We start from the raw sequence: 20,977 nt of genomic DNA, 5'->3' as shown, positions 1-20,977 counted from the left end.
TGATTCAGTATCTACCTGAACTTTGTATTAGATCACGGTTTTACGGCTATTTTGTCTTCTATATCATTGGGATAGTCGACAGCAGTAAAAGCGCTGCCATCCCATAGTTAAACCCTTTTACACGCCTAGATGTGGTCAACCAGCGTTGAAGTTGCATGCCTGCCGCGGTCCAAAATGTTACCGATGGCAAGTTAGCTAAACAGAAGATACCGGCGATAAAAGTCAGTTCAAGCCAAGAACCGCCACTGGTGTATACCGTAATGGCCGTCAACGCCATCGACCAACCTTTTGGGTTCACCCACTGGAATGCCACCGCCCCTAAAAAAGACATTGGGCGAAAATCGTGTTTTGCTTCGGTTTTGCCGCTCGTGGCGATTTTGTACGTCAAGTACAGCAAATAACTCAAGCTCAATACTTTCAAAATGGAGTGAGTAATCGGGTAAGCGTTGAAGAGGCTCATCAAACCAATGCCTACTAAAATCAGCATGGCACCAAAACCGAAGGTAATGCCCAACATGTGTGGAATGGTGCGTTTAAATCCAACATTTGCCCCTGAGGTCATCAACATAATGTTATTGGGACCCGGCGTAAAAGTGGAGACAAAAGCGAACAACGCCAAAGCGCCCAGTTGATGATATTCCATAGATTGTTCCTTGAATCAGTTCTCGATAAGTTGAGAACAACTATAAGTAGAACTGAGGTCAATATTGTGCTTTTATTTGATGATTAGAAACTAAATAAGCAATGAAACATCATCATGGATAGATTTGACGAAAGAATATTGCAAGTGCTCAAGCGAGACGGAAGAATCTCCAATGTGGATCTGTCGGAACGCGTTGGTTTATCTCCGTCTGCAACCTTACGCCGAGTGCAAGATTTAGAGCGTAAAGGCGTGATCAAAGGCTACCGAGCAGTACTGGATAATCAGCAACTTGGCGTGGGTTTTGTCGCTTATGTGTCGATTGGTTTGGCCTCGCACTCTAAGCAAGCACAGCTTGGTTTTGAAGAACACGTGCGCTTTGTGGATGAAGTGGTGGAATGTCACAATATTACGGGAGCCAATGAATATTTAATACGCGTAGAAACGCAAAGTTTAGCCGCATATAAAGCGTTCCATGCCGATGTACTGGGTGAGTGTGAGCACGTCAAGTCGATCACAACCATGGTGGTAATGGACACACCGAAAGACGAACGTTAGTCGGTCAAGAGTGGCATGGTTTTGTGGCACATGAATTTGAAGTGACTCGAAAGAGTCAGTCGAGTATGAGATAAGTACACAACAAATGCTGGAAAGCAGATGGCACTCTTACAATTTCCACCTTTATTCTCACCTTCGAAATAATCTCATCCTGCTAGTTTTGCTTAAACCGCTTGTGTTCATGAGCGGCGAGTCAGCAAATTTAAGGATGAACGATGAAATCACATGTAACACTTCCTCTTTTGAGCTTAAGCGCTGTTGCCGCATTGAGCTCATTTAACGTCAACGCCCACGGCTGGGTAGAATTTCCAAGTGCTCGTCAGAATACGTGTTATTTAGACGGTGGTTTTTGGACCAATGAGATCCCCAACCAAGCGTGTAAAGCGGCTTTTGAAGAATCTGGTGCTTACCCGTTTGTGCAACGCAGTGAAATTGCAGCAAACGTACCAAATTACCGAGATATGGAACATGTTAAAGCCGTAGTCCGTGACGGCGAACTGTGTTCTGCCGGCGATGCCGCTAAGAAAGGCTTGAACATTCCTTCTCCAAACTGGCAGCGCACCAATGTTACACCAGATGCAAATAACCAGATTGAATTGGTGTTTTACGGCAAGGCGCCGCACAACCCATCATACTGGGAATTCTATCTCACCAAGCCGACCTATGATGATTCAAAACCGCTTACTTGGAGTGATTTAGAGCTGATCGACACCGCAGGTGACGTGTATGTTGATGCGGAAAAACGCTACCGTATTCAGGTGACTTTCCCAGCTGAGCGTTCGGGCGATGCGGTGCTTTATACTCGTTGGCAGCGCATTGATGTCGCTGGTGAAGGTTTCTACAACTGTAGTGACATTACGTTAAACGGAACGGGCACGACGCCACCGACTGACCCTGTTGATCCAACCGAACCGGGCAACAATCTGACATCTCTGGGCTACTTTGTTCAGCAAGGTTTTGGACCAGTAGAAGCGGGTGACACCATCCGTTTCCGTACTTTTAATGCGACAGGCAATGAAATTGTTGATATTTCACTGCCAATCAGCGCAAACAATACGACGACTTGGGCGGCAGAAATTGCGGATCAATTTAACGCGCAGCAAACGGGCGATTGGTATGTGGGCATTTGGCATCAAGAGATGAACCACTACATGTTCGATAGTAAGAACGTGAATGCGAACCAAGTATTAGCGCCAAGCGCAGACTTCAGTTATGCGTTGTCACTGATCAAAGCGGATGTACCGCCACCAGTTGAACCAACCAACTTGTGGGACAAGACGGCTGTTTACGACCAAGGTGATGTGGTGACGCACAACGGTAAAGAATGGACCGCTCAGTGGTGGACGTCTGGTGAGGAACCAGGCACAACGGGTCAATGGGGTGTATGGCGTTAAGCCATTTATTCGGGCCCTGATCAATAAAACCCTTCTCACATGAGAAGGGTTTGTTTTTTCAGTCTAAAACGACCACTTTGGCGGAGTGGTTGTCTTGAAAATCAGAGCATATATCGTTATTCGCTTGCTCTCCACTCGATCCAGTTGAGCATCGCGTAGTCTGCCAGTTTGAGCATCGGAATGTCTTCGTGTGTATCACCGTAGGCATAAATAGACTCAAACTCGTCGAGCGAAAACGCCGCCTTAACGCGCGAGACTTTTCTTTCTAAACTGCAATCACCTTGCTGGTAAAAGCCACTCAGTTTTGGCTGTTCTGAGATCAGTTCACTGCACAGCAAGCGGTAACCGTTCGCTTCACACCAAGGCTTGAGATACGCATTGAGTGATGCCGACACCACCACAATGGTATCGCCTCTGTGTTGATGCCACGCCAACCTTTCCATCGCTTCTGGCCGTAAGTACAGCGGGATCACTTCATGGGCAAACTGAGCGCCAATCGCTTCAATTTGCTGCTTTTCTTTCCCTGAAAATGCAATAAAACTGCTGAGCGGACGCATAAGACGAGCGGGTAACACTCCGAGTTTGTACAGCGCATAAAATGGCATGATAGCGACCTTTCCTACTCGCTTGCGCAGGCCATAAGCAGAATAGTGGAGGAAAAGGCTAAACATATCCTCTCGGGTAATGGTGCCATCAAAATCAAACAGTGCCAGTGACGGCTTGGTAGTATCGAGCAAATTCAGCGCCTATTTTTCGATTTAAGATCGTTTTGTGTTTATTGATAAAACACTGCCAACCAGATGGTTTCTTGCGTTGGGTCAGTCCAGCTCACTTTGTGTTTGGTATGAGCCGGAATTGTCACGTGATCGCCTGCCTCAAGTCGTTGCACTACACCTGATTCAAAAGTCAGCTCTCCAGCTCCTTTAAGAACCAATACCCATTCATGTTCTTGTTGATCGTACCAGCCACTTTTGGGCGAGGTTTGCCCTGTTGAGACAATGCGTTCTATACGCAGGTTTTTGTGGGTCAGCAGGTCTTCGAACACTTCCTCGTCGAGGTTATTCGGTAAGTCTTTAAACAGGTTCATGGCCTTTCCTTAGATAATGATCAGTCCAAAAGGCGCAAGCAATTGCTCTTGTTGCCAATCACAAATTTTAACACCAAACAGAGAAACGCGGCGAACATCTAGCCCGTCTAGTTCGACATGAGTCAGATCACATTGCTCAACGTTAAAGGTTCCCCATTGTTCTGGCGAGAATTCGCAGCGAGATAAATCCGAGCCTTTGAGAGTTGCCCCTGCGAGGTTCGCACCGTTCCAACGGTTTTCAAAGAGGTCACATTTTTCTAGTAACACTCGCTCGAAGTTACAGTAGGTGAGGTTGCAACCAGTAATAAAAGCCGAACAGAAAAACATGGTGTTACTGACGCGATTAGCAAAGTTCGCACCTTGGAAGTTTGCCCCTTTGAGATCGCACTTACGCAGTTCTAAGCCCATACAATTTGCGCCGTTAAACAGGCTCATTGCCAGCATACAGTTCGTAAAGCTAGCATCTTTTAAGTTCGCGAAACGAAAACTACATCCTTCTAGTGCTTTGGATTCGATAAAGCGACAGTCGATGAACTTAGCATCGCGCAGATCGGCATGGTCGAAACTGCACATATAAAAGTGGCAGTTTTTAAAGGTGGCATTCTGAAAATCGTGATGAGAAAAGTTTTCTCGTTCAAAAATGAGATCGGTTTTTAACATGTCTTCTCCTTATCTGCGAGCAGACTAGCACTCCAAGTGACTGATTTTCCAGAAAAATAACTTCTTGTATTTCAGTGTTTTACAAACCCCTCAAATCGCGATTTTAAGGGGTCAAACGAGCGTTTTAAGTGGGTTATTTTTTGAAAATAGAAGACGTAGAGGAAGAAAAAAGTTTTTGCTGGCTACGGACCTTAGCGAGAGGATTCGTGTTTTTGAGCATGCATAGCTTCTCACACGCACAGTTTTCATTACAGAATTGTATCCGATTTGCATAATTTGTTGATCGGTATGGCGTTTCTCTATACAAAAAACCTATATTTTTCACAAATTGATTTCCATCAAAATAGTAGGGTTTCTATGTGCTAGATTGCGCGCAGCTCAAAAAAATATAGATGCCCGTGTGCTTCAAGGCAATGAGTTTACTTGAAATCTAAGGCCAGTCAGCAGGCACACCTTTGGGTACGACATAACGAAGCCCTATAAAAGGAAATAAAAAATGAAAAAAACAATCTGCAGTCTAGCAGTGGTTGCTGCACTCGTGTCACCAAGTGTTTTCGCTCATAAACAAGGTGACTTCGTTCTTCGTGTTGGTGCGGCGTCTGTCGTTCCAAATGACAGCAGCGATAAGATTCTTGGTTCTCAAGAAGAATTGAAAGTGGATTCAAATACGCAGCTTGGTTTGACGTTTGGCTACATGTTCACAGATAACATCAGCCTAGAGCTTCTAGCAGCAACGCCATTCAGCCACGATATCTCAACAGATTTGTTAGGTCTTGGTGATATCGCGGACACCAAACACCTTCCACCAACGCTTATGGTTCAGTACTACTTTGGCGAGCCACAAAGTAAGTTCCGTCCATACGTTGGTGCAGGTCTCAACTACACCATGTTCTTTGATGAGGGCTTCAATAGCACGGGTAAAGGCGCTGGTCTTTCAGATCTTAAGTTGGATGACTCATTCGGTCTAGCAGCGAATATTGGTGTGGATTACATGATCAACGATCAATGGTTCCTCAACGCTGCTGCGTGGTACGCAAACATTGAAACAGAAGCAACTTACAAAGCAGGTGGAGCGAAGCAAAAAACCGACGTCAAAATTAACCCTTGGGTATTTATGATCAGCGGCGGTTACAAGTTCTAAGAAAAACCAGTAGTTACACGCACATTACTATTATTGGCATGACTTTGGGGGCGGTTACGGGGACTGCCCCTCTTTTTTATCCTCGTTTTGATTGCACATCATTTACTCAACTTAGCAACACGCAAAATTGGATCTTTACCTTGCAGATCATTTTATTGTCCGAAGATCGAAAAGTCCTACACTGATCACATAATTGAACAAGTGGACAATATAAATGAGCGGCGACATCGCGAAGCATTCTTCCTCCAGATCTAAGCTGGTAAAAACTCTTTTCTTTACTCTCTGTGTTATCGCATTTGGTGCGATGTATTGGTCTTGGCAGTATTCTGACAGTCATCCAAGCACGGAAGATGCCTACGTTAGGGCAAAAATTTTGTCGGTAGCGCCTCAGGTAAAAGGCCAAGTGGTTTCTGTGGATGTCAAAGACTTCCAATCTGTTAACAAAGGTGATCTACTGCTGAAGATTGATTCGCGCCCATATCTGTTGGCAGTGAAGCAAGCAAAAGCGGCATACCAATTGGCGGTCCAGCAACATGACGTTGCCGATAAGCAGGTAACTGAAGCCGTTGCGGGCTTAGATGCGGCGCGCTCTAACCTGACAGAAGCGCAAGTGGAATACAAACGTACGGATTCCTTGGTGAAACGCAAACTGGCGTCGGACCAAGATTTAGATACGGCGAAAAACAAACTAGCCAATGCCCAAGCGAGCCTAGAGCAAGCGCGTGCGACGGTAGAAAAAGCCATTGCGAACCGTGGTGAAGAAGGCGCAGAGGCTGCGGTTGTTCAACAAGCGGCCGCACAGTTAGCGCAAGCGGAGCTGAACTTGAGCTACACCGACATTACGTCACCAGTGGATGGCATTGCCGGTGAAATCAATACGCACGTAGGCTCGGTCGTTAGCGTGGGTCAAACGCTGTTCCCTGTGATTTTAAAAGACAGCTATTGGGTACGCGCGAACTTTAAAGAAACCGATCTTACTCATATTAAACCTGGCATGCATGCGGATGTGGTGATTGATATGTACCCAGACGTGGTGTGGAAAGCAACGGTAGAACAGCTGTCGCCAGCGAGTGGTACATCGTTCTCCTTGATGCCACCAGAAAACGCAACGGGTAACTGGGTTAAAATTAAACAGCGTTTCCCTGTACGTTTGGCATTAGAAGTACCGGCCGATGCGCCGCAACTTCGCGTTGGTGCGAGCTCAGAAGTCACCATTGATTTGCAAAGTAGCGTGCAATGAGCCATCAAATTACGGCAGACAAACGGGGGATTGCCACCGTCGCCGTGATGCTTTCTGCCATCATGGTGTTAATCGATATGACCGTTGCGAACGTGTCGCTATCGCACATGATGGGCGCGTTGGGCGCAACGGCAGACCAAATTACTTGGGTGTTGACGGGTTACAGCATGGCGGAAGCGATCTTCATTCCGATGACCAGTTTCTGGGTGTCGCGCTTTGGTGAACGCAAAGTCATGCTGGTTGCTGTGATCGGTTTTGTGATTGCCAGTGCGCTTTGTGGGCAAGCACAGTCTCTTGAAGAAATGGTGCTGTTTCGCATTATCCAAGGCGCTTTCGGCGCGTCGGTGATTCCATTGGCGCAGTCGACGTTAGTGCGGATTTATCCGTACGAACAAAAAGGCAAAGCGATGGCGATTTTCTCCATAGGCATTTTGCTTGGTCCTATTTTGGGCCCAGTCGTGGGTGGCGTGATCACCGACAACATCAATTGGCGCTGGATTTTTTACATCAACTTGCCATTCGGTTTGATCTGTACCTCTTTGATTTATCGTTATATCCACATCGACAACAAATCCAAACCTAACTTTGACTGGTGGATCATCGGTTACATGGCGTTAGGTGTGGGCGCGCTGCAGTTTGTGTTGGATAAAGGTAACGAAGAAGACTGGCTCAACTCACGCATGATCCAGACCGCGATATTACTCGCAGTCATGGGATTGGTGATGTGGATCTATCGTAGTTGGAAAACCAAAAGCCCAATAGCGCCATTATGGCTGCTTAAAGACCGAAACCTTATGGTCTCGTCATTGATGATTGCCGTGGTGTCGATGGCGATGTTTGGTCTGACGACTCAACAACCGATGTTGTTGGAAAGTTTGCTGGATTATCCGGTCTCAACCACTGGCTTATTAATGGCACCGCGTGGGTTGGCGTCAGCGGCGATGTTGATTTTGGTGATTAAGCTCAATCCGCAATTCGATCCCAGAATCAAAATAGTCTTTGGCTTGAGCTGCATCGGGATTGGTAGTTATTTGATGACGCAATACTCACTGCAGATCGATACATTTTGGATTGTGATGCCGAGTATGATTCAGGGCATGGGGCTTGGTTTAACCTTCTCGACTCTGTCCACCTTGGCGTATTTAACGATTCCGAAAGAGCAATCTGTCGCGGCGGCAAGTATTTACAATCTGTTCCGTACGATTGGTAGTTCGTTTGGTATCTCTATCGCCACCACGTTCCAATATCGTGATAGTCAGCAGCAATGGCATGCGCTGGGAGAGGGTATTAATCCTTATAATCCTAACTTGCATGACTGGGCGGCCAATCAGGGGCTTTCTATTACCGACCCGGTTGCGTTAGACCAATACCAACAGATGTTGCAGCAGCAATCGCAAATGGTTGCGTTTGTACACACTTTCCAGCTTGTAGGAGTGATGTTCGTGATCATGATGCCGATGCTGGTTTTCATCCGGTCGCGTGAATAACAACAAGTTCAGGTGAACTGTGCCAGAGAACGCCTCTCAAGTTGTGTCAGCTTGAGAGGCGTTTTTTATTGGACGGTATCAGTGAAAGAAGGACGTTTACTCAAACGTCACTTCATCAAAATGCGGATTGGCTTTGAGCGCGCGCATTGCGACTAATTGTTCAGTCGGGAAGGCGATGTGCTCACCATCCATATCTAAAAATAAGCACTCTTGTCGCTGCATGTCGTAGCCTGTGTCGAACGCGTTGCCCTGATGAGTTTCACCATTTTTTAGTGTGATCTCGATCGGGAGCTTAAACATACAGGCGATTTCAATAAAATCGTATTGGCTGCAAGTCACCATAGTTTTCTCCTTTCAAACCGACGCAGTATTCAGAAGGTTTGAGAACCGTATCCTTAAATAGAAGACGTTTGATTGAAACTGAATCTTCATCTTACACCTCATTTTGGTCACGAAATAGACATACACGCACGTTTTAATAAACCTACTGTTGAGCGTTCGCAAGCGAGACAAAACTACGATATGTCTGAAACGATACTTAAGCGCACATACCTAACGAGTGAACAAAAGACACAAAAGCCAAGTTCACTGATTCCGCCTCAAACCTACCATGCGCAGTTGGCGCACCGTGTTCACCACTCGCCTCAATTTGAAAACGGCCGCGTTAAAAACGAGATGCCAAATGTGCCTAGTCCGCAATCATTCTGGCAGGTGTGTTGGAGTTATCTTGGTGGTAGAACGCCGTTGAGTCCTAACGAACATCTGCCACATTCCCCAATTCAACCTACGCAGTTTGCGCAGCGAAGTGAATCGATGCGCCTTACTTGGCTGGGCCATTCCACTATGCTGGTGGAGGTCGATGGCATTCGAATTCTGACCGATCCGGTATTTGATTACGCTTCTCCGTTCATCGCAAAAGCGTGGTTTGAACGCAATATTCCCAATACTCACGCCAGAGATTGTTTGCCGATTCCTGAAATTATCGTGATTTCGCACGATCATTACGACCATTTAGAAGCATCGACCATACGTTTCTACGCCGATAAGCCCGTGACGTTCTATGTACCCTTAGGGGTTGGCAAGCATCTGATAAAGTGGGGCGTTTGCGCAGACAACATCGTGGAATTCGACTGGTGGGATAGCGTGCACTATGCCGGAATCGAACTGATTTGTACGCCCGCTAACCATAATTCGGGTCGTACTTATTTCGATAAAAACTCGACCTTGTGGGCTTCTTGGGTCATCAAAGGAAAAGAAGAGACGCTCTATTTTAGTGGCGATTCAGCTTACGATTCGCACTTTTCTGAGATCGCACAGCGATGTGGGCCAATCGACATTGCCTGTTTGGAAGTGGCTGCCGATGTGAAAGACCAAGGTTATCCGGTCGAAAACTGGGGGCACATGCAGGCTCATCATACCGTGCAAGCGTTTCGCGATTTAAATGCGAAAAAACTGTTGCCAGTACATTGGGCTACATACGAACTGTTTACTCACCGCTGGGACGAACCGATTTTAGATTTGCTTACCCATTGTCAAAAAGAACATATAACGCTGCTGACGCCAATGCCGGGGGAGAGTTTTTACGTTCATCAAGAACATATAAATAAACAATGGTGGCGAGAAAAAGAAATATGTGAGCAAGATATAATTTTTACTTAATAACATGATCTTACTTCAATAATTATTTTATAAATTAACCTTGTTATTTTCAGAATATAACAAGGTTTTTACTGATCATTGAAATTAAAAATTTCCATAGGTTCACTTTCCAATTGTGATCTCACGCTTTTATAAATCGATTGGTGTCATTTTTTGATACTTTTCATCTGAAAATTTGCGCTCTTATCAGAAAAGTTTTAGTAAAAATCTTTGCCATCTTAATTTTACTCTTCAAAACAATTATACTGACTATTATCTTGATAAGCCCATAGAGAAATGGCCATAACTTGTTCGTGGTGGGTAAAATACATCCAGTTAAAGAAAAGTAAAAAATATTTTGGATAAGACATGTTTTACGCCAACAAGATAGAATATTGAGACTAAAATCACAAGAGTAGGACTCTCTTGAATTTATCATCATGGATGCTGAATAAATAAAATACAGGCATTGTTAGATGAATAATTCTGCAACGTATTTACTTGCTGCTTTACGAGAAAAAATAAAAGAAAAAGGCATTGGATATTCCGAGCTTTCTATTGGACTTGGAATCCCGCTTTCTACTATAAAAAGGCAGCTTCACAATACGTCTCTTGGTTTAGATAAAATCTTGTTGTACGCCACGCACCTTGATACGGATTTGGTTGAGTTATCCATGCGAGGTAAGCAGCTGCAGCAAGAGAGTGAACAGTTTATCACCGACACCAACAGTGAGATTTTTCATCAATATCCTCACTTATTTGATTTTCTTTATCTTTTGCGTCGACCTGAGTGGTCTTTAGAAGAGATCGCTCGGAGATACCAGCTGAGTGATACTTCCGTTGCGCTCTATTTACGTGCACTAGAAATGATGGATTACATTGAACTGAAAGGGGATAAACACTATCAATTTAAAGATACAGGCCGCTTTATTTTTGAAGAAGGTTCAAATTTAGACACGCTATTTGCACAGCGCTTTCGTGAAGAAGTGTTTAGCCACGATATTCGACCTCCAATTTGTGTTGGACGTATTGCGATTACCGAAGAACAAGAAGAAAAACTGGCAAATGAAGTGTACAACAAACTAATTGAGTTTGATGTTCAAAATAAAACCAGTGAAAACAGTCAACGACTAAAAAACGTTTTACTCACTTTCACACCTGGTAATCAGATATTTTTGGCTGACACAATTCCGAATATTAATGGCGATTTATTAAAAGCCATCACTATCGCTAAAGAAAAATAAAAGAATAATTATCGGAAGCTTGTGCTTATTTAGTGCGAGCCGGGCTTCTGCACACTAAAAACACTCATTTATATAAATGAGAATATAAAAATAACGTAAATAATAGGGAAAAAGTATGTTTAAAAAGAGCACACTTGCCGTTCTGATCGGGGCTACTATTTCGCTTGTTGGATGTGGTTCCAATGATAAAACTGAAATCCGTTTACCACAGGCGCCAACTTCGGAATTTACTAACGTGATTGATCGTACTGGTAATCCAACTTACCTGCGTGATTACGACAGTTATTCGAACCTGAAGTACAACGCGTTGACGGATAACGGCGCGTGGCATGGCCATTTGCTACCTGAAGATGCGGCGGGTTATGGCGCTTTCGGCGGTATTATGCAAGTGACGCAAGAGTACGCGCATTTTATGTCTGGCCAAACGTTCGACAAGCTCACGTTGACCGACAAAGTGAGTGGCCAAACTTACGACTTATCGAACGCAGAAGCGAAAGTCTATTCCATTCCAGGTGCGTTAGTGCAGGTGTTGGACTTGGAGGATATTCACGTGCAAATGGTGCTGCGCTTCGTAACTGACCGTTCTTCGTTGGTAGAAACGCTCATCACTAACAAAACTGATCGTGATATGAACTTGGCGTTGGAGTGGGACGGCGAGTTGGTGAAATACGCGCTGTCGACGCGAAAAGACCAAACCGTGGCGCAGTACTACCCAGATTACAAGCGCCAGATTTCGACCATCGAGAACGGCATTAAAATTAACTTTAGCGAGATGAAAGACAACTGGGCGATCCGTAATGACCGCGATGCCGAGTTCCGCATTACTCGTTCTCTACCGACGAAGACGTTCACCAACGAAATCTCATTCAGTTCTACCGCGGAGATGAGCCTACCAGCTGAGCAAATATCGGCGGTTTATACGGCCTATTCTAACCTGCACAATGCGAAAGAAGTGCAGTCAGAATCGTTGAGATTGCAAGACGTATTGGCGAATCCAACTCAATACATGGAAGCGTCGAAAGCGCGTTGGGACGGCTATTTAGCGAATGGTCTTATCAACAAAGAAGCGACAGCAGACCAAGCTCGTGTGGCCGTAAAAGCGATGGAGACCCTAAACGGTAACTGGCGCTCTGCGGCGGGCGATATTGAACAAGCGACAGTCACGCCATCGGTCACTGCGCGTTGGTTCTCTGGTAACTTAACGTGGCCGTGGGATTCGTGGAAACAAGCGTACGCGATGGCGCATTTCAACCCAGATGTTGCGATGGACAACATTCGCACGGTATTCCAAGAACAAGTTCAAGCTGATGACAAGATTCGTCCGCAAGACAAAGGCTACTTGCTGGATGTGTTGACGTACACCAAACCTATTAGTCGTGGTGGTGCTGGCTCTGAAAACTGGAACGAACGCAATACGAAACCATCGTTGGCGGCATGGTCTGTGATGGAGGTGTATCACGCTCTCGTGAACCAGTTTGATCGCCCAGAAGACGCGCAAAAATTCATTGATGAAATGTATCCGAAGTTGGTGGCATACCACGATTGGTGGCTATCAAACCGCGACCACAACCAAAATGGTGTGCCTGAATACGGCGCGGCAGTGGACCCAGCACACAACACGGAAGAAGGCGTGATGTACGTTTGGGTAGAAACGCGCGATCCTAACTTCACGACCATTATTCCGGCAGAAGACATCATCGAGCAAAACGGCAATTCTTATAAAGTAAAAGGCATGGCGTCTTACAATAAGATTCTCGATGAAGTGGATTACATGACGATTCACGTCGGCGCACAAGAAGCGGCGGGCTGGGAATCGGGCATGGATAACGCGGCTCGTTTTGGTTTTATCTACAATATCCACAATATGAATTCGCAAGCTGAAGACATCAGCAACCCAGACAGAAATGTGGATCAACTTGGTCGCTACGCGGCAAGTGCGTACGGCTTTGATAACAGCATCAAGCTGGAAGGCGAAGAGTGGGTGTACAGCAATACGTCAGCGGAAAACTTAGCGAAACTCGACCTTGCGAAGAAAGATTGGGAAGTTCGTTTTGCAGAAAATCGCACCAACAATAATGCTGCGGACGGCGAGCTGCTTGGCTTCTCTATGCTGCAAGAATCGGTGGATCAAGCCTCTTACATGTACTCAGACAACAAATACTTAGCGGAAATGGCGAAGTTGGTGTCCGATGGCGTAGAAGGTAAAGATCGTGCGCAAGAATTCCTTAACGGCGCAGAAAAAATCAAGACTTACATTAACCAATGTATGTTTGATGAAAGCACAGGATTCTTCTACGACATTCACTTAAATGTGGCTGAAGATGGCACTACTCCTGCGCCTCTTGCAAATGGCTGTGCGGGTTTGCCGATTGTAGAGCGTGGAAAAGGCCCTGAAGGTTGGTCGCCGCTGTTTAATGGTGCAGCAACGCAAGAGCATGCCGATAAAGTGATCGCGGTGATGCGTGATCAAGACGAGTTCAACACGCCAGATAAATTCCAAGGAACGGGTGTGCCTTTGCCGACCGCATCGCAAACCAACCCTGCTTACGGTAAAGATGTGTACTGGCGTGGTCGTGTATGGCTAGACCAAGTGTACTTTGGCTTCCGTGCGATGGAAAACTACGGCTACAAAGAAGAAGCGATTGCAATGGCGAATGAGCTGTTTAACAACGCAGAAGGTATGACGGGTGACATGCCAATCCGTGAAAACTACAACCCAGAGACGGGCGCGGTACAAGGTGCGTCGAACTTCTCTTGGTCTGCGGCGCATTTGTACATGATGTACAACGGATTCTTCAAAAACTAGATCGCACACATTAGGCGCCCTGGATGACCCCCCTAGCATTCGTAGCGCTTAACGAACGATAATTCAGTGATAAATAAGACAAACCGGACTGTATTGGCAGTCCGGTTTTTTTATGTCTCTTGTCACACAGATTTTAGTGCTGGGTCAGGGCGCGTTGCCAAATCGAAAGCATCTCTTCACTAAACAAGTAAAAGCGCATGTCGAGTGCCGCGTATTCCGGTCTTTGGCAAACGGCCATCGCGACTTCTGCTGCTTCTTGGGGCGGGTAACCATACACTCCGCAAGAAATCGCAGGCAGTGCCACACTTTGGCAATGCTTGTCGAGCGCGAGATCCAGCGAACGTTGATATGCAGATTCCAACACCGCTTTTGGATCGGCGAATTTATCGTAAATCGGGCCAACGGCATGAATGACGTAACGCGCGTTTAAATTGCCAGCCTCAGTAATGCGTGCGTCACCAAACGGGCATCGAATACCGTCGACATCATCAACGGCATAACACGCATTGATAAGCGCAGGCCCTGCTGCGCGATGAATGGCACCATCGACGCCACCTCCGCCGAGCATTCTCGGGTTTGCTGCATTCACGATGGCATCGACATGTGCGGTGGTAATGTCGCCTTGGACTAACGAGATCGCGTTCATTTTTTTGAGCCTTCTAAAATGATGAGAAACAAATGGTCAGTAACACAGTTAAGTGTAGCTTACTCATCAATGACTTGAGGTTTTAACTCGACGACATTTCCTTCCGGATCATGTATATAGAGTGATCTACCGAACCCTTGTGCGCCATACCGCTTCGCAAACTCTTCGGTTTCAATGCCGTTCGAACGCAGATATTCCAGTATTTCATTTTCGGAAAAAGGCGCTAGTTGCAGGCAAAAATGGTCAATATTACGACCATTTTGAACTGGTGGCTTTCCGCCAAGTTGCCCTAACTCGCTGTCCACCGTCACCACATCAATCAATGCGTTACCAGCCCTGAGCTGGGTTAAACCAAGCTCCATTACTTCGCGCTCGACAGGGCAGCCCAAAATATCTCGATAGAAATGCAACATGGCGTCGAGGTTGCACGTTCTTAACACGACATGATCAAGGGCTTGGATTGCGATTGGGTTGTTGGTGGGCATGCTTCACTCCTTTTGTGCGGTTATGGAAAAGTATACGACCTGAACGTCCATATTGATCGTTAAGCCATTTTTAACATATGCGCATTTAGTCATAAAGAGTGCGTTTAAGAAGAGAGAAAGAGTTTTTGGCGAAATGCCTTGATGTGCGACCGAGTCAGGCGTTTAGGCCTGTAGCAAATTGGTCACGCGCCCAAGCTCGCAAACATTGATGGGAAGTGCTGGATTCATCTCGTTTATGGAAAATCAGCTTATAGCTGACTGGCTCGGAAAACATTGGAGTTTGAATGACTTGCAGATTCAAAGCCGATTGCCATTTCTGCGCCAAAGACAGGGGAAGTACGCCTAAGCAATCGTGTTTCGCCACATAAAGCATCATGCCAGAGAGCGATGTTGTCATCATTTCCACATCACGCTCTTGCAGCCCTGGCTGGTGAATTTCGGTGTTGCTAACTGGGAAGTCTTCGTCTCCGACAAACCGACAGTGCTTTTCAGAATAAAACTGTTCTTGTTCGATTTTTCCTGCGATACGTGGGTGATCTTGACGACAAATCACCACCATTGGCTCTTCAAAAATTGACTCACTGATAAATGATGGGTCATGAATGGTCGTTGGGCTAATAATCAAATCGATCTGTTTAAGTCGTAGATCGTTCAATAACGAAGGTAAATCCGTATCGGCGCAAATGCTGATCGTGTTGGTTGGTGTGATGCGGTGGAGCAGCGCTTCGTTACAGCTCAGGCGGAAAGTGCTTTGATCGGAAATGGCATCATTGATCATCGCAAACGCCTGATGAAATTTAGGTAGCAACTGATGCGCTACAGAAGTGAGTTTGATTTGTCGCCCATCCTTCACAAATAACGATTTGTTGGTTTCTTTTTCCAAACGCTTCATGGATGCGCTAATCGCTGGCTGAGTTAGCCCTAGGTGCTCTGCGGCGCGAGAGTAAGATTGATATTCAGCAACAATTAAAAAGGTTTGGATTAGATTAAAATCCATACGATACCTAAATAAAAATAATCACTAGATTCAGTGGGTGGCTCTTTGATTTTTGGGCTAGATGTTCGCCCTAGGCACCCACCTTGAAATAAGCCTCCTTAACGCACTTACGAGCTAAGGAGGCGACAGAGTAGTGGTTCGTTAAAACGAATTATTTAACTACTTTGATTTCAGGCATTTGATACTCACCACTTTGGATTGCATCGTCTGCGCCGTAAAAACGCATGATGGCGTAGAACGGTTTTTCAGGTACTGGCAAGAAGTTTGGATCGTCTGCTCGGCCTTTCTCGTTCGCACTCATGTAAATGGTGTAGTAACCGTCTTTGTCCGCTTTCATGGTTCGGTCGCCACGGCTGTGACGGTTTAGGTCGTTTTTCGCCATCAAACGGTTGTCGTTGCCGTAAATAGTAACAGACCAGAATTCGCTGACGTTCGGCGCTTTAAAGCGCATCACGTAATCATGCTTCGAACCATCCAGTTTTTGACCAGTGCTGTCGAAATCTGATTTACGGTAAGACGCTTCGATAGGTGGTAAACCCCACTGACCAAGGTAAGTACCTTCTGCAAAAATATCGCGTGGCGCATCACCCAAGGTATCGCGTGTACCAAGCAACGTACGAGCATCTGTCATTTTAGGTGCAAGTTCGACGAGGTGTTCCATGCCTTTCTTCTCACCAACTTTTGCCAGTTTTAGCTGCTCAGGTGTGAAGTCAGTTTTGCATGGTTCAACGCCGATAGATTGGTATTTGTCCAACCACTGTTTGTCTGCATTGCCCATCGAGCCATCACATAGCACGAAGTTCACGCGTTCAAGCCATGTTGAATTTTTTGGATCTGGATACGTTCTTTGTACTGGTTTTGGCCCGTTCTTACCTAAATATTCCGATAGGGTACGAATGTTCCATTGGTCCATGTAGTTAAGCGCGACTTTTGCGTCTTCGTCATTCACTGCCATGATGCGACCCATCAGCTTCACAAGATTGCTGTCTACGCGAACCACTTCGTCGACAGACGCTGGCACTTCACCTTGCCAATCTTGTGCTGCAAACATGAACTGGCCGCCTTTTGTGCCGCGAGTACGAGAACTGAACGCTGCGTTGGTGTAGTGGCCCATGTCCATTGTGTGCAAGATCCAGTAACGGCCTTCATCCATATCAGGCACGCTCACAATGACAGGTTCTGCAGCAACATCTAACCAGCCCATAAGGTGAAGCGTATCGTTATTAATGGTTGGGTGAGCGGTGTAAGAGTCATCAGCTAGAGCACGAATATTCTGAAAGCGGTTCAGTGGATAGTTGTTTTCTACCGCCGTGTGATAGAAAAACTTGTACGCTTCATCGATAGAGTAGCCGTAGATATAAGCATCTTCTGCAAGATCAACATTGGTGTTAGCCGCAAATACAGAGCTGGCTCCTAGCGCTGATAATCCCAATAGAGTAACGAGTAATTTTTGTTTCATGGCTGGTTTCATCCATTTGGTTGTGAGGATATGTTTCCAGCTAAGCTTAGTTGTTAGCCCATTTATTACAGAAATGAATTGTGGGTATTTAGCCTATATCAAAAGTGATATGCTTTGAGAAAAGTTAAAGAGATAACGTTGATGAACTTTGATTACAATTTGCTCAAGGTGCTTGCGGTGATTCTTGAAACACGCAACACCACAACGGCTGCGGAGCGTTTATGCACCAGCCAGCCTGCTGTGAGCCGAAGCTTGCGTAAAATTCGGGATTTGTTTAACGACGACATTTTAGTGCGCAAGGGCACCAATATGGAGCTCACGCCGAAAGCCGAAGAGATCAAAGCGCAGCTTTCTGGGATCATCAACGACATCGACAAGCTAGTGAATGTTTCTCATAGTTTTGATCCCGCGATCGAAAGCTGTGTTCTGCGTGTTGCGATCAACTCGTCCATTGCGCAATGGTTTTCTGCCGCGTTTACTCAGCTGCTAGCCAAAGAAGCGCCGTTTATGAACTTGGTGATCGAAGACTGGACGGAAACCACGCCAGACAAAATCGATGCGGGTGAAATCGCTTTTGGCATCAACTATTTCCCTATGGAATTGCCGAAGCATCTGGTTCAGAAAAAAGGCGGGCGGGACGACTTTGCTCTGGCCTGTCGCTCGACGCATCCGCATGGTGGCAAACGCATGTCTTTGGATGACATTTCAGAGTACGCGTACGCGGTTCACATCATCCAACATTGGAATGAAAAAGAAGATCACATCTCGCGCTTATTACAGCCTTTTTCAGTTGTCCCAAGAATTCAACTGCGTACCACGCACATCAACACCATTTTGAATTTGGTTGCGGATAGCGATGTGCTGTTTCCTTGTTCGCGTCACTTGATCAATCAGTTAGATAAGCGTTTTTCTTTTATCGAATTTGATGACGCGCTGCCGAAATTAGAGGGTAACTTCGGTTACGTTTACAGCGTAAAGCGCCGTAATGATCCGTTGATATTGTGGGTTAACAATACCGTTGAATCGTTGATGAAGTCGTTAGGCATTGAGTCGTAACAATGGTTGGTGAAACGGTTTGAACAACCGGGTTCAATAACGCACTGATCCCGGTTGTGTTGCTTGATGCAATTACTCGTATTCAGAAGCGTAAGTTTCTTCATAAGTGTGCGAGTAAAGCTCGAACAGGTTGCCGAATGGGTCTTCTAGATAGACCATTTTCGCAGGCTTGTTATCGTCTTCTGGGTGGTAACGCATGATGTCCATACGAACTTTGCCTCCAAACGCTTCAGTGCGCTTGATTGCACCTTCAAAGTCGTCCGTCTGCAAACAGAAATGGAAGATACCGATGCGAGAAAAATCCACTTCATGGCGCGCTTGACGCTCTTTCATTTCAAATAACTCAAGTCCGATGCCATCGCTTGTCACTAGATGCGCAATGTTGAAGCCTTTAAAGCCCTCACCAAAGACCGCAATACACATTCTGCCAATTGCGGTTTCGCGTTCTTCAATCACTTTCGTGTTGCCCATAACGACTTTTAGACCAAGCGCTTGCGTGTAAAACTCAACCGCTTTATCCATATCTCCGACCATAATACCGACATGATTCATTTTCATTTGTTTGCTCCCAACATGTGTGCTTAAACGTTGTTTTGTTTCGATGTGGGAGAGTATATGGTGCGATTTTAATTACATGAAATTATCATAAATTATAAAAATAATAATTATATGTAATCAATGTGAGCGGAGTTCGAGCTAATTGGCTAATGCCTCAACTGCTTGCTGTACCGAGGTGAAGTGAATTTTGATGATGCACCTTTGTGCGAGACTAAACTCATGCGACTGGATGAGTGACGTAACTTCCTCGACGGACAGAGTGCGTTCTTCCGGTTGTAAAACGGTGGTGTTCGAATCGTTGTATTGCAACCCGAACGTGTTGCCATTTGAGTCAATTACGTAATCATCTGGCCCCCAAATGAGCGCTTCGCATTCGGAATCAAGATCGGCATGAGAACGCAAATAGATAAGTTCATCGTCGCCATCGAGTTTCAATAAACATGGCCATGTAACCATGGGGCCTCCAGTGTAGTGGCTAAAATTGTTTCAATGTCTGAAAGGGCAAGGTGAGCGCTGGCATTCAAGGTGTTGGCCTTAAACCGCAGTCAAAAATTACGTGTGTTGAGCAATAATCGAAAACAGCTCGTCAACCGTTTTTGCCACGTAATCTGGTTGCACGCTCCAACGCTCTGGCATCGCGCCGCTGTACGCTGCTGCAACGGCAATCACCTTACTTTGGCCACCCAACTGCTGTTCGATGTTGCGTGCGAATTGCGTGTCGGCTTCATGGTCACCGATGTACATCAGCTGTCGATTTTCTGCGTGACCAAAAATCGACTCAACGCATTTGATGCCACTGTACGCATCGGGCTTTTGGTGTCCGTTCGAGACGTCATCATACCCGATGATGGATTTAAATGGCGCGCTGATGCCGTTGTCGGACAGCACTCGACGAATATTGCTTTGTGAGTTTTGAGAGCAAATGCCGTGAGGCAGCTGCGCAAACTCTTTAATGACGCCATCAATGCCTTCAAACAGGGTTACTGGTGTTTGGTTTTTCTCTTGATGCTCTGCCCATAAACCACCAGCTTGTAGCATTTCATCATGGGACATGCCGTAGTAATCCACGTACAGCTCTTGCCAGTTTTTCGCCGCGTGGTTTGCGTAGTGATAGTTGGCTTCTGAATGGAGATATTTCGGTAAATTATCGCCAGTTAAATGCGGGGCAACGATGGATAAGATCGCTTTGGTGATGTCGATGTTTTTCGGTACAGAGTTTACGAGTGTCCCATCGTAATCCCACAATATGGCGTCTAATTTCATTCAACGTTCTCGTTGTTATTGATGGTTAAAAGCTGGAACCGGGTTGCTGCAAAAATGTTAACTCTTCAGGTGTGCTTTCTCTACCCAAGATGGCGTTGCGATGTGGGTAACGTCCAAATTGGTCGATGATGGCTTTGTGTTTTAGCTCAAAATCGTAGTTATTTTCAAGCCCTGATGCGCGAAACAATTTCTCAGCTTCGACATGAATGAGGCGAGATTCGCTGTGCATAAACGGCATGTACAAAAAGCTTAGCTGCTCAGGCGCTAATTCTTGATCGTGTCCTAACCGAATTGCTTCTTGAGCCAATGCTAATGCGAGCGGGTCTTGCGCAAACGCTTTTGGGGTGTTGCGATATACATTACGTGAAAACTGGTCGAGGACGATGATTTCGGCCAATCGTCCTTGTGCGCTGTCACGCCAATTAAACAGTTCACAACGAGCGGCTTGTTCTAGTACCGAGGCAAATCGTGACGCAATATTTTTGTCCAGTTCTGGGGTGTTTTCAAACCAGTTTTGAGGCGTTAGCTCCTCGAACCAGAACTTGATGATTTGTTGATGCATGGCGCTTCCTTTTGTTGTGCCTTAATAGTAAAAAGCCAGAAGCGTGGCTTCTGGCT

General features: G+C 45.9%; 22 protein-coding genes. 9 read left to right on the top strand and 13 right to left on the bottom strand.

Annotation, left to right across the window (positions count from 1 at the left end):
• Positions 1-58: 58 nt before the first annotated feature.
• Positions 59-643, bottom strand: coding sequence for a LysE family translocator (locus tag NL644_RS00260; RefSeq protein ID WP_006740964.1), 585 nt, complete (start codon positions 641-643; stop codon positions 59-61).
• A gap of 114 nt (positions 644-757) precedes the next feature.
• Between NL644_RS00260 and NL644_RS00255 the strand changes: the two genes are divergently transcribed.
• Together NL644_RS00255 and NL644_RS00250 are read left to right on the top strand one after the other, a co-directional pair.
• A complete protein-coding gene (locus NL644_RS00255) occupies positions 758-1,198 on the top strand; it encodes an Lrp/AsnC family transcriptional regulator (RefSeq protein ID WP_114322653.1) in 441 nt (146 codons plus the stop codon).
• 215 nt (positions 1,199-1,413) lie between these two features.
• The gene (locus NL644_RS00250) at positions 1,414-2,592 is read left to right on the top strand and encodes a lytic polysaccharide monooxygenase (protein WP_006740966.1); all 1,179 of its coding nucleotides are present in this window, start codon (positions 1,414-1,416) and stop codon (positions 2,590-2,592) included.
• 116 nt (positions 2,593-2,708) lie between these two features.
• On the opposite strand, the gene NL644_RS00245 is transcribed toward NL644_RS00250, so the two are convergent.
• From NL644_RS00245 to NL644_RS00235, 3 genes are read right to left on the bottom strand one after another with little or no spacing between them, the layout of a single operon-like run.
• Complete coding sequence (locus NL644_RS00245; RefSeq protein ID WP_046875594.1) at positions 2,709-3,329, bottom strand: HAD-IB family hydrolase; 621 nt, start codon at positions 3,327-3,329, stop codon at positions 2,709-2,711.
• Positions 3,330-3,367: 38 nt separating this feature from the next.
• Entirely contained in the window at positions 3,368-3,679 is a 312-nt protein-coding gene (locus NL644_RS00240) for a cupin domain-containing protein (RefSeq protein ID WP_114322652.1), read from the bottom strand.
• Positions 3,680-3,688: 9 nt separating this feature from the next.
• Positions 3,689-4,339, bottom strand: coding sequence for a Qnr family pentapeptide repeat protein (locus tag NL644_RS00235; RefSeq protein ID WP_005391967.1), 651 nt, complete (start codon positions 4,337-4,339; stop codon positions 3,689-3,691).
• Positions 4,340-4,835: 496 nt separating this feature from the next.
• Between NL644_RS00235 and ompW the strand changes: the two genes are divergently transcribed.
• The 3 genes from ompW (at position 4,836) to NL644_RS00220 (ending at position 8,207) form a co-directional block, all read left to right on the top strand.
• Positions 4,836-5,480 (top strand): outer membrane protein OmpW, encoded by a 645-nt coding sequence (ompW, locus tag NL644_RS00230; RefSeq protein ID WP_005391962.1) that lies wholly within the window; start codon positions 4,836-4,838, stop codon positions 5,478-5,480.
• A 214-nt stretch (positions 5,481-5,694) separates the two neighbouring features.
• Positions 5,695-6,720, top strand: coding sequence for an HlyD family secretion protein (locus NL644_RS00225; protein WP_005482880.1), 1,026 nt, complete (start codon positions 5,695-5,697; stop codon positions 6,718-6,720).
• On the top strand, positions 6,717-8,207 hold the full coding sequence (locus NL644_RS00220; RefSeq protein ID WP_253657859.1) for an MDR family MFS transporter: 1,491 nt from the start codon (positions 6,717-6,719) through the stop codon (positions 8,205-8,207). The genes NL644_RS00225 and NL644_RS00220 overlap by 4 nt, the downstream gene beginning before the upstream one ends.
• Positions 8,208-8,303: 96 nt before the next feature.
• On the opposite strand, the gene NL644_RS00215 is transcribed toward NL644_RS00220, so the two are convergent.
• A complete protein-coding gene (locus tag NL644_RS00215; protein WP_020841653.1) occupies positions 8,304-8,549 on the bottom strand; it encodes a Rho-binding antiterminator in 246 nt (81 codons plus the stop codon).
• 180 nt (positions 8,550-8,729) lie between these two features.
• Here NL644_RS00215 and NL644_RS00210 point away from each other — a divergent pair, with 180 nt between their 5' ends.
• The 3 genes from NL644_RS00210 to ygjK all read left to right on the top strand — a co-directional run bounded on the left by NL644_RS00210 (position 8,730) and on the right by ygjK (position 13,895).
• On the top strand, positions 8,730-9,866 hold the full coding sequence (locus NL644_RS00210) for an MBL fold metallo-hydrolase (protein WP_253658291.1): 1,137 nt from the start codon (positions 8,730-8,732) through the stop codon (positions 9,864-9,866).
• A gap of 455 nt (positions 9,867-10,321) precedes the next feature.
• Positions 10,322-11,089, top strand: coding sequence for a hypothetical protein (locus tag NL644_RS00205; protein WP_020841655.1), 768 nt, complete (start codon positions 10,322-10,324; stop codon positions 11,087-11,089).
• A gap of 115 nt (positions 11,090-11,204) precedes the next feature.
• Entirely contained in the window at positions 11,205-13,895 is a 2,691-nt protein-coding gene (gene ygjK / locus NL644_RS00200; RefSeq protein ID WP_253657858.1) for an alpha-glucosidase, read from the top strand.
• 133 nt (positions 13,896-14,028) lie between these two features.
• Here ygjK and NL644_RS00195 read toward each other — a convergent pair whose 3' ends face one another.
• From NL644_RS00195 to NL644_RS00180, 4 genes are all read right to left on the bottom strand, one after another.
• Complete coding sequence (locus NL644_RS00195) at positions 14,029-14,541, bottom strand: O-acetyl-ADP-ribose deacetylase (RefSeq protein WP_046875590.1); 513 nt, start codon at positions 14,539-14,541, stop codon at positions 14,029-14,031.
• A gap of 59 nt (positions 14,542-14,600) precedes the next feature.
• Positions 14,601-15,026, bottom strand: a complete 426-nt coding sequence (locus NL644_RS00190) for a VOC family protein (protein ID WP_005391937.1) — start codon at positions 15,024-15,026, stop codon at positions 14,601-14,603.
• Positions 15,027-15,180: 154 nt separating this feature from the next.
• On the bottom strand, positions 15,181-16,023 hold the full coding sequence (locus NL644_RS00185; protein ID WP_139060498.1) for a LysR family transcriptional regulator: 843 nt from the start codon (positions 16,021-16,023) through the stop codon (positions 15,181-15,183).
• Between the two features lie 151 nt (positions 16,024-16,174).
• Positions 16,175-17,482, bottom strand: coding sequence for a DUF1254 domain-containing protein (locus tag NL644_RS00180; protein ID WP_053313895.1), 1,308 nt, complete (start codon positions 17,480-17,482; stop codon positions 16,175-16,177).
• A gap of 141 nt (positions 17,483-17,623) precedes the next feature.
• On the opposite strand from NL644_RS00180, the gene NL644_RS00175 reads away from it, so the two are divergent.
• Positions 17,624-18,538: a LysR family transcriptional regulator gene (locus NL644_RS00175; RefSeq protein ID WP_253657857.1), complete on the top strand. Its 915-nt coding sequence runs from the start codon at positions 17,624-17,626 to the stop codon at positions 18,536-18,538.
• 72 nt (positions 18,539-18,610) lie between these two features.
• On the opposite strand, the gene NL644_RS00170 is transcribed toward NL644_RS00175, so the two are convergent.
• The 4 genes from NL644_RS00170 to NL644_RS00155 all read right to left on the bottom strand — a co-directional run bounded on the left by NL644_RS00170 (position 18,611) and on the right by NL644_RS00155 (position 20,921).
• Positions 18,611-19,096: a VOC family protein gene (locus NL644_RS00170; RefSeq protein ID WP_025522697.1), complete on the bottom strand. Its 486-nt coding sequence runs from the start codon at positions 19,094-19,096 to the stop codon at positions 18,611-18,613.
• A gap of 138 nt (positions 19,097-19,234) precedes the next feature.
• On the bottom strand, positions 19,235-19,552 hold the full coding sequence (locus NL644_RS00165) for a DUF4144 domain-containing protein (protein WP_005460842.1): 318 nt from the start codon (positions 19,550-19,552) through the stop codon (positions 19,235-19,237).
• A 96-nt stretch (positions 19,553-19,648) separates the two neighbouring features.
• Positions 19,649-20,359 carry an HAD family hydrolase gene (locus NL644_RS00160; protein ID WP_114322645.1) on the bottom strand — a complete coding sequence of 237 codons (711 nt, stop codon included), beginning with the start codon at positions 20,357-20,359 and terminating at the stop codon, positions 19,649-19,651.
• A 25-nt stretch (positions 20,360-20,384) separates the two neighbouring features.
• Positions 20,385-20,921, bottom strand: coding sequence for a DUF924 family protein (locus tag NL644_RS00155; RefSeq protein ID WP_114322644.1), 537 nt, complete (start codon positions 20,919-20,921; stop codon positions 20,385-20,387).
• Positions 20,922-20,977 lie beyond the last annotated feature (56 nt).

The organism is Vibrio sp. Y10_XG_PY6 (assembly GCF_024181795.1).
GTDB classification, from domain to species: domain Bacteria; phylum Pseudomonadota; class Gammaproteobacteria; order Enterobacterales; family Vibrionaceae; genus Vibrio; species Vibrio diabolicus.
This window is presented reverse-complemented; position numbering and strand designations above follow the sequence as displayed.